This window comes from Neobacillus sp. SRL179, from assembly GCF_984799095.1.
The window spans coordinates 3,328,150-3,342,218 of the sequence record NZ_OZ481792.1 but is presented as its reverse complement, the minus strand read 5'-3'; the positions used below and the strand labels follow the sequence as shown (position 1 = coordinate 3,342,218).

Annotated in this window: 14 protein-coding genes; 8 read left to right on the top strand and 6 right to left on the bottom strand. The window is 36.8% G+C overall.

Annotated elements, in window-relative coordinates; all coding sequences use genetic code 11:
* The first annotated feature begins 129 nt into the window (after positions 1-129).
* From AC4E8C_RS16530 to AC4E8C_RS16500, 7 genes are all read left to right on the top strand, one after another.
* The gene (locus AC4E8C_RS16530; protein WP_490207748.1) at positions 130-582 is read left to right on the top strand and encodes a C40 family peptidase; all 453 of its coding nucleotides are present in this window, start codon (positions 130-132) and stop codon (positions 580-582) included.
* Positions 583-733: 151 nt separating this feature from the next.
* A complete protein-coding gene (gene splB / locus AC4E8C_RS16525; RefSeq protein ID WP_490207747.1) occupies positions 734-1,759 on the top strand; it encodes a spore photoproduct lyase in 1,026 nt (341 codons plus the stop codon).
* A gap of 191 nt (positions 1,760-1,950) precedes the next feature.
* A complete protein-coding gene (locus tag AC4E8C_RS16520; RefSeq protein ID WP_490207746.1) occupies positions 1,951-2,685 on the top strand; it encodes an urease accessory protein UreH domain-containing protein in 735 nt (244 codons plus the stop codon).
* A gap of 179 nt (positions 2,686-2,864) precedes the next feature.
* Positions 2,865-3,071: a copper chaperone CopZ gene (gene copZ / locus AC4E8C_RS16515; protein ID WP_490207745.1), complete on the top strand. Its 207-nt coding sequence runs from the start codon at positions 2,865-2,867 to the stop codon at positions 3,069-3,071.
* 169 nt (positions 3,072-3,240) lie between these two features.
* Positions 3,241-3,927: a response regulator transcription factor gene (locus AC4E8C_RS16510; protein ID WP_490207744.1), complete on the top strand. Its 687-nt coding sequence runs from the start codon at positions 3,241-3,243 to the stop codon at positions 3,925-3,927.
* The gene (locus tag AC4E8C_RS16505; RefSeq protein WP_490207743.1) at positions 3,928-5,310 is read left to right on the top strand and encodes a sensor histidine kinase; all 1,383 of its coding nucleotides are present in this window, start codon (positions 3,928-3,930) and stop codon (positions 5,308-5,310) included.
* Between the two features lie 173 nt (positions 5,311-5,483).
* Entirely contained in the window at positions 5,484-7,940 is a 2,457-nt protein-coding gene (locus tag AC4E8C_RS16500; protein WP_490207742.1) for a heavy metal translocating P-type ATPase, read from the top strand.
* Positions 7,941-8,004: 64 nt separating this feature from the next.
* On the opposite strand, the gene AC4E8C_RS16495 is transcribed toward AC4E8C_RS16500, so the two are convergent.
* The 4 genes from AC4E8C_RS16495 to AC4E8C_RS16480 all read right to left on the bottom strand — a co-directional run bounded on the left by AC4E8C_RS16495 (position 8,005) and on the right by AC4E8C_RS16480 (position 11,522).
* Complete coding sequence (locus AC4E8C_RS16495; RefSeq protein WP_490207741.1) at positions 8,005-8,796, bottom strand: DUF4386 domain-containing protein; 792 nt, start codon at positions 8,794-8,796, stop codon at positions 8,005-8,007.
* A gap of 44 nt (positions 8,797-8,840) precedes the next feature.
* Positions 8,841-9,065 (bottom strand): helix-turn-helix transcriptional regulator, encoded by a 225-nt coding sequence (locus AC4E8C_RS16490; RefSeq protein ID WP_490212592.1) that lies wholly within the window; start codon positions 9,063-9,065, stop codon positions 8,841-8,843.
* 4 nt (positions 9,066-9,069) lie between these two features.
* Entirely contained in the window at positions 9,070-9,516 is a 447-nt protein-coding gene (locus AC4E8C_RS16485) for a hypothetical protein (protein ID WP_490207740.1), read from the bottom strand.
* Positions 9,517-9,725: 209 nt separating this feature from the next.
* Positions 9,726-11,522, bottom strand: coding sequence for an urease accessory protein UreH domain-containing protein (locus AC4E8C_RS16480; RefSeq protein ID WP_490207739.1), 1,797 nt, complete (start codon positions 11,520-11,522; stop codon positions 9,726-9,728).
* A 245-nt stretch (positions 11,523-11,767) separates the two neighbouring features.
* Between AC4E8C_RS16480 and AC4E8C_RS16475 the strand changes: the two genes are divergently transcribed.
* The gene (locus AC4E8C_RS16475; protein ID WP_490207738.1) at positions 11,768-12,652 is read left to right on the top strand and encodes a patatin-like phospholipase family protein; all 885 of its coding nucleotides are present in this window, start codon (positions 11,768-11,770) and stop codon (positions 12,650-12,652) included.
* Between the two features lie 21 nt (positions 12,653-12,673).
* Here the strand turns inward: AC4E8C_RS16475 and AC4E8C_RS16470 are convergent, their stop codons facing one another.
* Positions 12,674-13,066, bottom strand: coding sequence for an SA1362 family protein (locus AC4E8C_RS16470; protein ID WP_490207737.1), 393 nt, complete (start codon positions 13,064-13,066; stop codon positions 12,674-12,676).
* Between the two features lie 57 nt (positions 13,067-13,123).
* Entirely contained in the window at positions 13,124-14,068 is a 945-nt protein-coding gene (locus tag AC4E8C_RS16465; protein WP_490207736.1) for a DUF1385 domain-containing protein, read from the bottom strand.
* Position 14,069: the final 1 nt, after the last annotated feature.

Sequence of the window (14,069 nt, the reverse complement as noted above, 5' to 3'; positions counted from 1 at the left end):
CCGTTCTTTTTTTTAAAAAAAATTATATCAATATAACTTTGTAATAGGATTGTAATTTAGCTGTGACCTGGCTGTTATCCTTTCCTTGTATAGTATGAGTATCAAATCACTCCAAGGGGGAAAACAAAAATGATTAAGAAAATTATCGCAGCTTTAGTAATGACAGCTACAATAACCACTTCTTTGTTCGCCACTTCGGGTGATAAAGCAAAAGCAGCCTATTATCACACAAAAGCCATTTCAGTGGCTAAAGCCAACCTTGGTGTTCCATATCGTTGGGGAGGAATTACTCCAAGTGGATTCGATTGTTCAGGACTTGTTAAGTATTCTTTTGCTAAAGCAGGAAAAACCTTGCCACGGACAGCAGCCGACATGTTTTATACAAAAGGATACCGTGTAAGTTCTTTACAGGTTGGCGATTTAATGTTTTTTGCGCCAACAAAAGCCAGCAAACCAACCCATGTAGCGATTTATATTGGTGCCGGTAAAATGATTATGGCTTCATCTTCAAAAGGCGTCATGATTACTTATACAAACAATAGCTACTGGAAGCCAAGATATATTGGGGCAAAACGAATTTAATTAAAGATGTTATCGATCGAAAGAGTATCGCAGCCACGATACTCTTTTTTTGATCTCAATCCTTTTGGAAAAACTTCTCTCCCTTAATGTTTACTATCATTTCAAATAACAACCCATACTATAAAAAACAATTAGAAAAGAGGGAGTAAGTTTGAACCCTTTTATGCCGCAGCTTGTATATTTTGAACCCAAAGCATTGGAATATCCACTGGGCCAGGAGTTAAAAGAAAAATTCACGAATTTAGGGCTGGAAATACGTGAAACCACTTCCCATAACCAGGTAAGGGGGATTCCCGGTGATAATGAACTCCAGAAATATAGGAACGCGAAATCCACATTAGTTGTCGGAATTAGAAAAACGCTCAAATTTGACACCTCAAAGCCTTCCGCGGAATATGCGATTCCACTCGCGACAGGCTGTATGGGTCACTGTCATTATTGTTACCTGCAAACTACCTTAGGCAGCAAACCATATATACGAACTTATGTAAATTTAGACGAGATTTTTGAGCAGGCACAGAAGTACATGGATGAACGGAAACCTGAAATTACCAGGTTTGAAGCAGCCTGTACCTCCGATATCGTTGGGATCGACCATTTAACCCATTCACTAAAAAGGGCTATTGAGTTTATTGGACAAACAGAATATGGTCAATTAAGGTTTGTGACTAAATTCCACCATGTTGATCATCTCCTTGATGCCAAACACAATGGAAAAACAAGATTTAGATTTAGTGTCAATTCCCGATATGTGATTAAAAACTTCGAACCGGGAACCTCTTCCTTTGAAGAACGGCTTACGGCTGCCAGAAAGGTCGCGAATGCAGGCTACCCGTTAGGATTTATTGTTGCCCCTATTTATTTGCACGAGGGCTGGAAAGAGGGATACCGAGAATTATTTGAACGATTAAGTGAAGAATTAGCAGGACAGGAGATCCCTGATTTAACCTTTGAACTAATCCAGCACCGTTATACAAAACCAGCTAAAAATGTCATTGCCAAGCGGTATCCGAAAACAAAGCTCGAAATGAATGAAGAAAAACGGAAATATAAATGGGGCCGTTATGGGATTGGAAAGTATGTTTACCCTGATGAGCAAGCGCATGATTTAGAAAGTACGATCCGTGGCTATATAGGTGAATTATTTCCTAATGCAGTTATTCAATATTTCACTTAGAGTACTAATAAATAGCAAAAATAATATCTTAGTTTTGAAAGGAGCCAATCCCTATTTAGGAATTGGCTCCTTTCATTCATGGGATCCAAAAGCCAATAAACGTCGATAATTTGAACAATGTACCGTCTTCACATCTTCTACATCTAATTATGCTATTCTTAGCCTATTAAAATATTATTTAGGGTGATTGTATGTACAATTTATTAAGCAAAATAAGTTCTTTCTTAAGTGAACCATTTTTTAATATGGCCAATAGTTTAGAATCCTGGCCAATCATATTTGCATTAATATTGGGCCTTGTGGGAGCACTTGCACCCTGTCAACTAACCGGCAATATCAGTGCTATCACATTGTATGGGAACAGCTCTGTACAAAAGAAAATCGTTTGGAAGGATGTTCTTAGTTTTACCTTAGGTAAGATAGTGGCATTTTCTCTTTTGGGTGGAATAGTCTGGACCTTGGGAAAAGGAATTGAACAAAATTTAATCACATATTTTCCGTGGATGCGGAAAATTATGGGCCCAGTCTTAATTATGGTGGGTATTTATATGGTGGGCTTAATAAAATTGAAGGGAACCCTAAATTTATTTAAATGGTCGGAGGAATACAAACGTTATCATCGATTTGGTTCATTTATGCTTGGAGTTAGTTTTTCTTTAGCTTTTTGTCCGACCATGTTTATCTTGTTTTTCGTTACGTTAATGCCTGTTGTATTGTCAAGTCCGTATGGAGTTATTCTCCCATCCCTTTTTGCTCTTGGAACTGCGTTACCGCTATTACTATTTATTTTCATCATATGGTACCTTGGAGGAAGTGGAATGCTAATGAAAAAAGGAAGGAAGTTTGGCACGGTTGTTCAACGGGTTGCTGGTGTTTTTATGATAGTATTAGGATTTTTGGATACTTTAACTTATTGGTCATTATAAAATTGGTAGTTGAAGAGCACAGTTTGTTTAGAGTTTGTGTATTTTTTGTGAAACTATAAAATATTTAATAGAAAAACCTACCATGGTCCTTAACATAGGATGGGGGGGTATGGTAATATGAACATAAGGAGTTATTCTCCTATTCAAAATTACTTTTTAACATGAAAGGAAGTATTAAGATGGAAAAGATAACATTAAACGTACAAGGCATGTCCTGCGAGCACTGTGTGAAAGCAGTCGAAGGAAATGTTGGAGAGCTAAAAGGTGTTAATGCTGTAAAGGTAAATTTAAAAGCAAACACTGTTGACGTGGAATATAATAATCAAGAAGTTTCTTTGGACAAAATAAAAGAAACCATCGACGATCAAGGATACGATGTAGAATAATTTTTATAAGGATTATGGAGCCCAGCGAGTAATCTCGAAGGAAATAATCTTTACTTAAAAAAGGCTGACACATAATTGTCAGCCTTTTTCCCATTAAACACTATTGTTAGCTAGTATACTGAAATTACAAGGTACTGGCAAAAAACAATAAATAAGCTGGGTGAGAGAAATGAATACAATCTTATTAATTGAGGATGAGGAAAGTGTCTCCACTGTTCTAAAGGCATACTTGGAAAAAGAGGGATACCAAGTCCATTGTGCAAAAACAGGGTTTAATGGGTTAGAGGTTTTTAAACATAAAGATGTTCAATTAGTGATTCTCGATTTAATGCTGCCAGATATAAGAGGAGAAGAAGTCTGCAAAATAATCCGTACAACCTCAGATGTTCATATTTTTATGCTGACTGCCAAAGGTTCATTAAGTGATAGAATTGAGGGCTTAAATATAGGTGCGGATGAATATTTAATTAAACCGTTTAGTCCCAGAGAATTAATTGCGAGGGTCAATGCACTTTTTAGAAGAATAACCTTTGGATTTTCATCATCAAATTGCCTTTTTGATGATGGGAATTTAATGATTGATCGCGAAAAAAGGTCTGTGAAAGTAAAAAACGAAGCGATTCCTTTTACACCAAATGAATTTGATATTATTTCGACACTTGTTATAAACCAAGGAAAAGTCTTATCTAGAGAACAATTAATTGATAAAATCTTTGGGGTTGACTTCAGAGGGTACGACCGCACAATCGATGTTCACATAAAAAATATTCGTAAAAAGATAGAAGAAGATACAAAAAATCCAAAATATGTAGTTACGGTTATGAAGGCAGGCTACAAATTTGGTGGTGTTCACTAAATGCCAACTATAAACCGTCGATTAAGTATATTATTTGTCTTATGCGCATTTGCTGCCATTTTGCTTGTGACGTTATTTGTTAATATAACCGTAACAAATAAGTTTAACCAATACATGATAGACAATCAAAATAAACGATACGATAGAATTGTTTCCTATTTTGAGGAAGCATATAAACGTGAAGGTAAATGGACCAAAGATACAGGTGTAGAATTAATGCACGAGGCCTATATGGGGAATTACTGTTTAACACTCATGGATGCAAGTAAAAAGCCTGTCTGGGGAATGGACCCTGAAAATTTATCTAATCAGCTGCACATAGGTAATATGCAAGTAGAGGATCGCGGTGTTTATTCATCTAAAACCTTTAACATAAATGTCGATGGTAAGCTAGTTGGTTATGTAGATATTGGCCAGTATTCGTCCTTGCTATTATCGGAAGAAGATGTGAACTTTAAAACATCCATCAATAAAAGCATTATTGCAAGTGGTGTACTCACTCTTCTTATAATTATTAGTGTCAGTCTTTACTTCTCAAAACAGTTTTCTGCTCCCATTCGGGAAGTGGCTAAGATGTCAGTTACTCTCTCTGAAGGGAATTTTAATACCAAATCAATTGTAAAAAGTAATATTAAAGAGCTAGAAGATCTAAGAAAAAGTATCAATATATTAGCAGGGAAGTTAAAACATCAAGATGAACTTAGAAAAAGGCTAGTGTCTGATATTACCCATGAAATTAGAACTCCCTTAAATGTGTTGCAAAATAACCTTGAGGCGATGGTAGATGGTGTTATTCCGGTAAAAACAGAAACACTTATAAATCTTAATGAAGAAGTTATTAGGTTTGGCAAATTAATAAACAACTTAAATATATTAAAAGAGTTTGAGTCTCAAAGTATAAAGCTTAATTATGAACCGGTATTATTAGATGTTTTAATTTCAGACATATATAAGGATTTTTACATGGCCGCTGAAAACAAAAATATTAAAATTGATATTGATATACAGCCTAAATCAAATTATGTAATAACAGGAGATAAAGATCAATTAAAACAGGTGTTTATAAATTTAATTTCTAATGCTCTCAAATTTAATCACAGTGAGGGTAAAGTATTGATTAAACTATATGAAGATAATAAAAACCTTATTGCAGAAGTGAGCGATAATGGGATGGGAATTAAAGAAGAAGACTTACCTTTTATATTTGAAAGGCTATATCGCGGTGACAAGAGCAGGAATCAAATTGAAGGCAGCGGGATCGGCTTAACGGTTGTGAAGAATATCTTACAACTGCATTGTGCAAGCATCGAGGTTGATAGTCAAGAAGGACTGGGTACGAAGGTTAGCTTATATTTTGAAAAAAGTAAGAACAATTTTAACTAAAACATGTGAATGAAATTTGAAAATCTAGCATTCTTCATATTGTCTACATATTGTTTCCATATGATATTGTCGAAAAGCAATATAAAGGAGATGTAGTCACATGAAAAAAATGACAGCGATGATTGTTGCAATAGGCGTGGACAAGTTACTCTAGTAAGAATGAGGTGAAAAAGATGGAAAAGAGCATTAAAATCGGTGGAATGACTTGTGCTGCTTGCGCGAAAAGAATTGAAAAAGTTACTAGTAAACTAGATGGTGTAAAAAGCTCTAATGTAAACTATGCCACAGAAAAGCTAACGATCCATTTTGATGAAACACTCGTTTCAATGCCGGATATTCAATCTACGATTGAAAAGGCGGGATATGAGGCGATTATTGAGTCGAATAAAAAAGTACTCCAAATTGAAGGTATGACCTGTGCGGCTTGTGCAAAAAGAATTGAAAAAGTGACAAGTAAGATTGATGGTGTGATAGATTCTAATGTGAATTATGCTACAGAAAAACTAACAATTAGCTATGAACCCGTAAGAGTAAGAGTATCAGACATAATGAAAGCTATTGAAAAGGCTGGTTATAAGGCGATTGAGGAAGAAACAACCATTGATTCTGATAAAGAGCGAAAAGAAACAGAAATTAAGTTGCTATGGAAAAAGTTTTTGCTCTCCGTTCTCTTTACGGTGCCATTACTCATCATCACTATGGGTCACATGTTTGGCGGGCCGATTGGATTTAAGCTGCCAAAGTTTATAGATCCAATGATCCATCCATTAGCGTTTGGGATCGCGCAATTAGTATTAGTAATACCTGTGTTAATCGCAGGAAACAAGTTCTTTACAGTAGGGTATAAAAATCTAATTAGCAGAAGTCCTAACATGGACTCCTTGATTGCTATTGGAACCTCTGCTGCATTCCTTTATGGAATCTTTGCGATTTTCCAGATTTATGGTGGGAATATTGATTATGCATACGATTTATACTTTGAAGCGGCAGGGGTTATTATTACACTTATCTTGCTTGGGAAGTACCTAGAGGCAGTAACAAAGGGTAAAACCTCAGAAGCTATTAAGAAGCTGATGGGATTAGCTCCAAAAACAGCTATTATTATTCGAAACGGAGTAGAAGTAGAAACACCGATTGAAGAAGTTTTGGTCGGGGATATCATTATCGTTAAACCCGGAGAAAAGATGCCAGTTGACGGTGAAGTCATTGAAGGGACTACCTCTGTCGATGAATCGATGTTAACAGGCGAGAGCATGCCTGTTACGAAAAATATCGGCGATAACATCATCGGTGCAAGTATTAATAAAAATGGTTCAATAAAATATAAAGCTACTAGAGTAGGGAAAGATACAGCCTTAGCTCAAATTATCAAGTTAGTAGAAGATGCCCAAGGATCAAAAGCTCCTATTGCAAAAATGGCCGATATCATTTCAGGTTATTTTGTTCCTGTAGTCATCTCAATTGCTATATTAGGTGCGTTAGCATGGTATTTCTTTGCAGGGGAAACAGGAGTTTTCGCTTTAACAATCTTTATCTCTGTCCTTGTTATTGCATGTCCGTGTGCATTAGGTTTGGCAACGCCAACTGCGATTATGGTAGGGACTGGTAAAGGGGCAGAGTACGGGGTATTAATAAAAAGTGGTGTTGCCCTTGAGACTGCTTATAAGATCAATACAATCGTATTTGATAAAACTGGTACTATCACGGAGGGGAAACCAAAGGTGACAGACGTGGTGGCAACAAATGGAATAACGAAACAATTCCTTTTACAAATTGCTGCTTCGGCTGAAAAGGGTTCAGAGCATCCGCTTGGAGAGGCCATTATAAAGGGTGCCGAAGAACAAGGATTAGAGTTTAAAGAGGTTGAATTCTTTAAAGCAATTCCAGGTCATGGTATACAAGTAAAGATTGATAGTAAAGATATTTTACTAGGAAATAAAAAACTTATGGTTGAATCTAACATCTCATTAGAGAATCTTGAAGGTGTTTCGGATAAGCTTGCTGTCGATGGTAAGACCCCAATGTATGTAGCTATAGAAGGTGTCATGGCAGGGATTATTGCCGTTGCAGACACGGTTAAAGAAAATAGTAAACAAGCTATTGAACAGCTTCATAAAATGGGTATTGAAGTGGCAATGATTACAGGCGATAACAAGAGAACGGCCGAGGCAATTGCTAAGCAGGTGGGTATTGACCGAGTTTTAGCAGAAGTGTTGCCTGAAGATAAAGCAAATGAAGTAAAGAAAATTCAAGCTGAGGGTAGAAAGGTAGCAATGGTTGGAGATGGCATAAACGATGCTCCAGCCTTAGCTCAAGCAGATATAGGAATTGCCATTGGTTCAGGTACTGATGTTGCGATGGAATCGGCAGACATTGTCTTAATGAGAAGTGACTTAATGGATGTACCAACAGCCATTCAATTAAGTAAAAAGACAATCTCAAATATTAAACAAAATTTATTCTGGGCTTTTGGTTACAATACCTTAGGTATTCCTGTAGCAATGGGGGTATTATACTTGTTTGGCGGACCACTGTTAAACCCAATTATCGCAGCTGCTGCAATGAGTATGAGCTCCGTATCGGTTTTATTAAATGCATTAAGATTAAAAGGCTTTAAGCCAGCTAGATAGTTAATAATGAAAATGACTCTGGGTATAATGCCAGAGTCATTTTTCATTTAGTAGCGTATCACTTTCATTTTGCATACATGGAAGCAAGTGCCGTCTCATTGAACCCTTTAATGAGGAGCCACACTGCTAAAATCATTTCATTAGCTGCTACCGGTAGCGCCAAAATACCACCCCAAGCAGAAACTTGTTCAAATACACCAAACATAACTAACAAGGCACTAAGAAAAATACATACTGACCCTGTCATACCCAAGATGGGGATGAACTTGGGCACAAGCTTGGATTTATAAAAGATATAACTATACATCATCGTATTGATACCCAGCATGAAATTAGGTCCAAGCAAAAATGTCCAATCATGGATTGCTTTTAATGAAGTACCTGAAGCTTGAAAAGAGGCCGTATCCGTAGCTCCTGCCGCGACAAATTCCTGGCTTAAGGTTCCTAGGGACAGTATACTAACAACGCCGACAGTAATGATAATCGCTTCAAGAAATCGGAAGCAAACATGCCATAGAGCGATCGTTTCATTATATCTTCTTAATATCGGAAACATTGTTGTTGCAGTACCAACCACTGATAGGACAAGAATTAACTCCATCAGGGCTCCTAATTTCACTTGGTTGGCGTGTTCGGTCCCATTAATTAGGTAATCGGAACCGTTTAGGATCGGATTGTATAAACGAAGACCTGCTACCGCTGTAACGGCTGCCAGGATAAATAGTACCCCAACTATTTTTGCTGCTTTTTTGGCAGATAGGAAAGTATAAGCTCTCCTATCATGCATAAGTGCAACTAGGCCTCTGTCTTTATCTAACGGCTCGCCAATCGTTGAGTTTTCTTTATTTGAATTCATTTTTTATCCCCCATTTTAATAAATTCAAAAACGGTAAAGCGGTCTTACTCCTTGGTGTTGTCCCCATAAAAAAATACTTCTTCCAATGGTGAGTTAAAGGCATGAGCAATGCGAAATGCGAGTTCTAAAGATGGGGAGTAGTTTCCCTTTTCGAGAGCCACGATGGTTTGTCTTGTAACGCCTACCTTGTCAGCTAACTGTTGCTGGGTCATTTCATCATGGTTGAATCGCAATTTACGGATATGATTGCCGACAAGATGTTTGCCCACCATATTAAACTCCTCTCCTATAGTGATAAAGTTTGGTAATGGAGCCAGTCACATCGGAAAGGAATCCTGAAGTAATCAGGATCATGAACATCAGCTGTGACGGCTGTAAGATGACCAGTGATCCCATCGCAACTAGAAAGCCGACGATAAACATAAAGAAAGAATTACGGTGCGCTTTTAAGTTGATTATCTTATCCAGTTCATCTGCAAATGATGGTTCCTTTTCTCGGGTGGTAATTCTAAAGAAAATGTTAAAAATAATGCTGATTATGATATGCGCAAAAATTGAAAACAAAGTCTGAACTAGGACGAAGGAACCCCAAAAACGATAGATTTCTGTAGAATCGAGATTCCCTTCAGGGAACTGTGGGTACATGTACAAGCAATAACTCCCGAAAATGAGTATGACGCTAATCAAAGATACGATGCTTTTCTTTTCTTGGTAGGTCAAAGTTTACACCCCCTGTAACTTTACTTTTACATTGTGTAAAGTATTATATGCATGATGTATAGAAAAGTTTACATTAAGTTATGTTTAGGTTACATGAAAAAGAGGGGCAATGTCTTAGGGCAGACTTTCACCTTTTTAAAAAGCAGATAGTTCAAAAAAAAGGAATCCGGATTATATATCCAGATACCTTTTTTCTTGACTCTTAATCATTAATTTAAATACTTGCTTCTAACCTCTTCAGGATTTGCTGAATTTAAATCATCTACTGCCTCAATTACTCCAATCAAATCTTGCTCATTTAAGTAAATACCATAAGAACCTGCTTTTTCAATATTCAGCTCTACTTCAACTACTCCTTTTGTTCCTGTAAAATCCGTTACTATTTCTTTTGTATTAGAGTTCATGATTAAAAAATAACTATCAGGATTATCAAAAGAAGTTAAGTCTACTGAAAGCTTCGTACTAATTCCGCTTTTAACCACTAAGATAAGTGGCTCAAGTTCGTAACCAATCCCTCTAACAGCAATTGATTGCACATTATTTACTATTTGTGCCTTTTTCACTAACCTGTCTGTTGAAACTTTACTAATATCATCACCGTAAATACTTGCCTTTGATGGTTCAGCAGCTGGAGCAGTAGAACTGGTTGAAGAATTTACACCTTCTGAATCACTGCTTGATGCCGTTACATTGTTTAAATCATCCACGGTCTTAATAATTCCATGTTTCATTCCCATCCAACAGCTAAACGGAATTTCCTCATTGTCGGGTGTGAATTCGATAATGTTTTGTCCTTCTTGAAGCTTTTGTTCTATATTCATATCAGGTATAACAATCGTACTATTGCAGCCAGTGAGCTGCTCTGCATTTACAACTAATTTGACCGGTATACCCTTTTTAACATATAGAGTACTAGGTGTATAACCGCTGGCATTAGCCGTAATAGTTACAACCTGCACCCCATCCTTAATAGTAGCCTTTGTTGAATTTGATCCAGCAGCTTGACTATCACTAAAAGCGCCAATATTAGCGAGCATAGTAGTTGGACTTATATTCATTCCTGCAAGAGCGATTCCTCTATTACTCATAATCAATCCAAGTACCACTATAAGGATACCGCTGAATTTTAGAATTTTCTTTGTGTACCCTTTACTTAACAGACTTGATAATGCACCAAAGGTTAACATTAGTGGTACTGTTCCAACTGAGAACATAAACATGGATAGAGCGCCACTAACGGCACTTCCTGTACCTAAGGCATATAATTGCATCGTTTGCAGCGGACCACATGGCATAAATCCATTAACTAAACCAACAAAAAAAGGTGTTCTTGGTTTTTTTGTACTTATCACTTTACAGGCTGGAGTGGGTATTTTTATCTGAATTTTTCTGAAGGCCTTAAAACCAGCCATATTAAAACCCATTATAACCATGAATACTCCAGCGAAAATTTGTAAGGCAGCTTTTGCTGTTAATGAAAGAGCAATTACTGAACCAACCGCCCCAACGATTCCGCCTAAAATGGTATATGATGTCACTCTGCCAAGGTTGTATAAGATGGCAGGCTTCATTGCTTCAAATTTATTCTTACTCGCTTTCCCTATCGTTTGGGAAAGCATAATTCCTCCGCACATGCCAACGCAATGAAGGGAGGAGATGACACCGACAACAAATAATACGGCATAAGAAGCATTTTTAAGTTTATCTTCCATATTAAAACTACCAGTGTTTATCCCCAGTAAAACAATCGCAGCGACTACGATTATAATACCGATAAACTTAAATCCCTTGCCGTTTTCTGTACTATATCCGACCCGGTTAATAGCTGCCTTTATTTGTTCTATATCACACAGCTCATCATCAAACTCTAGGTCAGTATATTGCCCGCTAAAGTTTGCTTTTACATTGACAATACCATTTAATTTTTTAACCGCTCGTTCTATCCTTTTTTCACAAGATGTACAAGTCATATCATACACCTTCAGTCTTTCCTTTTTCATACTCATTATGGTTCACTACCTTTACATGTTAATAAGACTCATTAAATGATAGGTAAAGTGTATGAAATAGATGTGTTGATGATATGAAGAAAGAATGTAGCGTAGTGAACAAATTGTGGAAAATAAATTAACAATTATTGAACCAGTGGTTTTTCACAAATTTAAATAAATATTCTTCTTGTCCACCGTACTATTTTTGTATATAACCGCTTAAAAATGTAAAAATGAGTTCATCTTTAGGAGTGGCTGCCATGAAAATAGACGGCGTTTTTTCTGGAGGAGGAATTAGAGGGTTTGCACTGATTGGAGCCTATGAAGAAGTTGAAAATAGAGGGTTTCAATTTGTAAGGGTTGCTGGAACAAGTGCAGGTTCAATTGTTGCCGCCTTAATTGCAGCTGGTTATACGAGTAAAGAAATTTACCAATTAGTGGATGAATTCGATCTTCCCAAAATGCTCGATAGCCGAAAAACCATTATTCCATTTTCGATAGCCAAATGGCTGTTTGTTTATTGGAAGCTTGGTCTTTACAAAGGAAATGAACTTGAAAAATGGATGAAGGAAAAGTTGGAAGCAAAAGGGTTAAGAACTTTTTCCGATTTGCCCCCACAGGCATTAAGGGTCATTGCCTCCGATCTTTCAAATGGACAAATGGTGGTTTTACCGGATGACTTAGACAAATTTGGAATATCACCGGGGTCTTTCTCCATCGCTAAAGCCATAAGAATGAGCTGCAGTATTCCGTATTTTTTTGAACCGGTTAAATTGCGTTCAATCAATGGAACCAACATTATTGTTGATGGGGGAGTCCTTAGTAATTTCCCAATGTGGCTTTTTGATCGTGATAATGAAAAAAGAGTCAGACCAGTATTGGGTATTAAACTAAGCCCAAGTGAACATGAACATGAAAAACATCAAATTAAAAATGGCATTCAATTATTTGGAGCTTTATTTGAAACGATGAAGGATGCTCATGACTTAAGATATATTTCTAAGCATTATGTGGAAAATATTATTTTTATAAAGGCAGAAGGGGTTTCATTAACCGAATTTCATTTAACGGAAGAAAAAAAACGAAAATTATTTGAGATAGGCAGGGAACATGCGAACAAATTTTTAAAAAGTTGGGGTTATTGAAAACAAAGAAAAATCGAGTGTCTAAAATGACGCTCGATTTTTCTTTTTACCCTTTTTGCCATCAATGACGGTCAAGTGAGCAGGAGATTTCTTTTTTATCTTGGAGCTTTTCTTTAATGTTGATAACGTCCCGAGAGAAGAGCTCTTACCAGAAGAATCTCCGCTCTTTTGCTGTAATCGTCTCTTTGACTTTTTGGCTGCTTTAAGAAATGCCCGCTGCTCTTTTTTCTGAGGACTGGAATTAGAAAACCTACGAACAAGGAAAAAAATCACCAAGCCGATCAATGCGATGACAGCTATTCCCTGAATAAAACCGGCAGGATTTGCTGTTAACGAACCATAAATGCCAATTAGCGCAAGAACAATAAGTATCCCAACAACAATAGCGGATGTCCGATTTTTCAAGAAAGCCACCTCCCTATGAGCATCTTAAGCATTTTTTTAATCTTTTAAACACCTTTGAACAAAAGTTTAGACAATTTCTTCATTTTTGGTTTCGTACGCCGTTTCTTGTTCTCTTCTTAATAATTCCTTAAATGAAAGGATTGCCACTTCCACTTGATCATTTTGAGGTTCTTTGGTTGTTAGTAATTGCAGCCAAAGTCCTGGAAGCCCTAAATATTTCAAAACTGGAATATCACGAAGTTTATTGGTGACTTGCAAAACTTCAAAGGCAATTCCTAGTACTACAGGTATTAAGAGGAGACGATCGACTACCCTTAACCAAAGAGGTGAAGTAGGTACGAGCATATAGACAAAAACCCCTACAATCACGGTAAATAAAATAAAACTACTGCCACAGCGATAGTGGAGGCGGGAATGAGCCTGAACATTTTCAACTGTGAGTTCTGCCCCAGCTTCAAAGGTATTGATTACTTTATGCTCAGCACCATGATATTGAAATACTCTTTTTATTAAGGGAGTTAAGGAAACAAAATAAATATATGAAAGGAGCAGCAAGAGCTTAAAGAAGCCCTCGACGAGTACCTGTGCAAAATCAGATGGAAAAATTGGTTTCGTTAATACAGCTAGGAAAACAGGAATTAACGTAAACGCAAATTTTCCAAATAAAAAGGAAATAACCCCAATGGCTGCAACCCCTAAATACATGGTCAATTTAGAAACTTCTTTTTCTTTAATTGTTGCATCATCTTTTGGATCAACATCGTATCTCTCCGTGGAGAAATTTAAGTGTTTTGAACCATTCGCACTTGATTCAATAATGGCAATGATCCCACGAAGGAATGGGATTTTCTTTAATTTTGATAAAGATTGATTGGCTTTTCGTGGTAAATGAAAGTATTCCACAGAACGATCTTTTCTGCGAATAGCAGTAACATAATGATGTTTTCCGCCAAACATGACTCCTTCAACGACCGCTTGGCCGCCATAAACGGGTTTTTGAGATTTAGACATG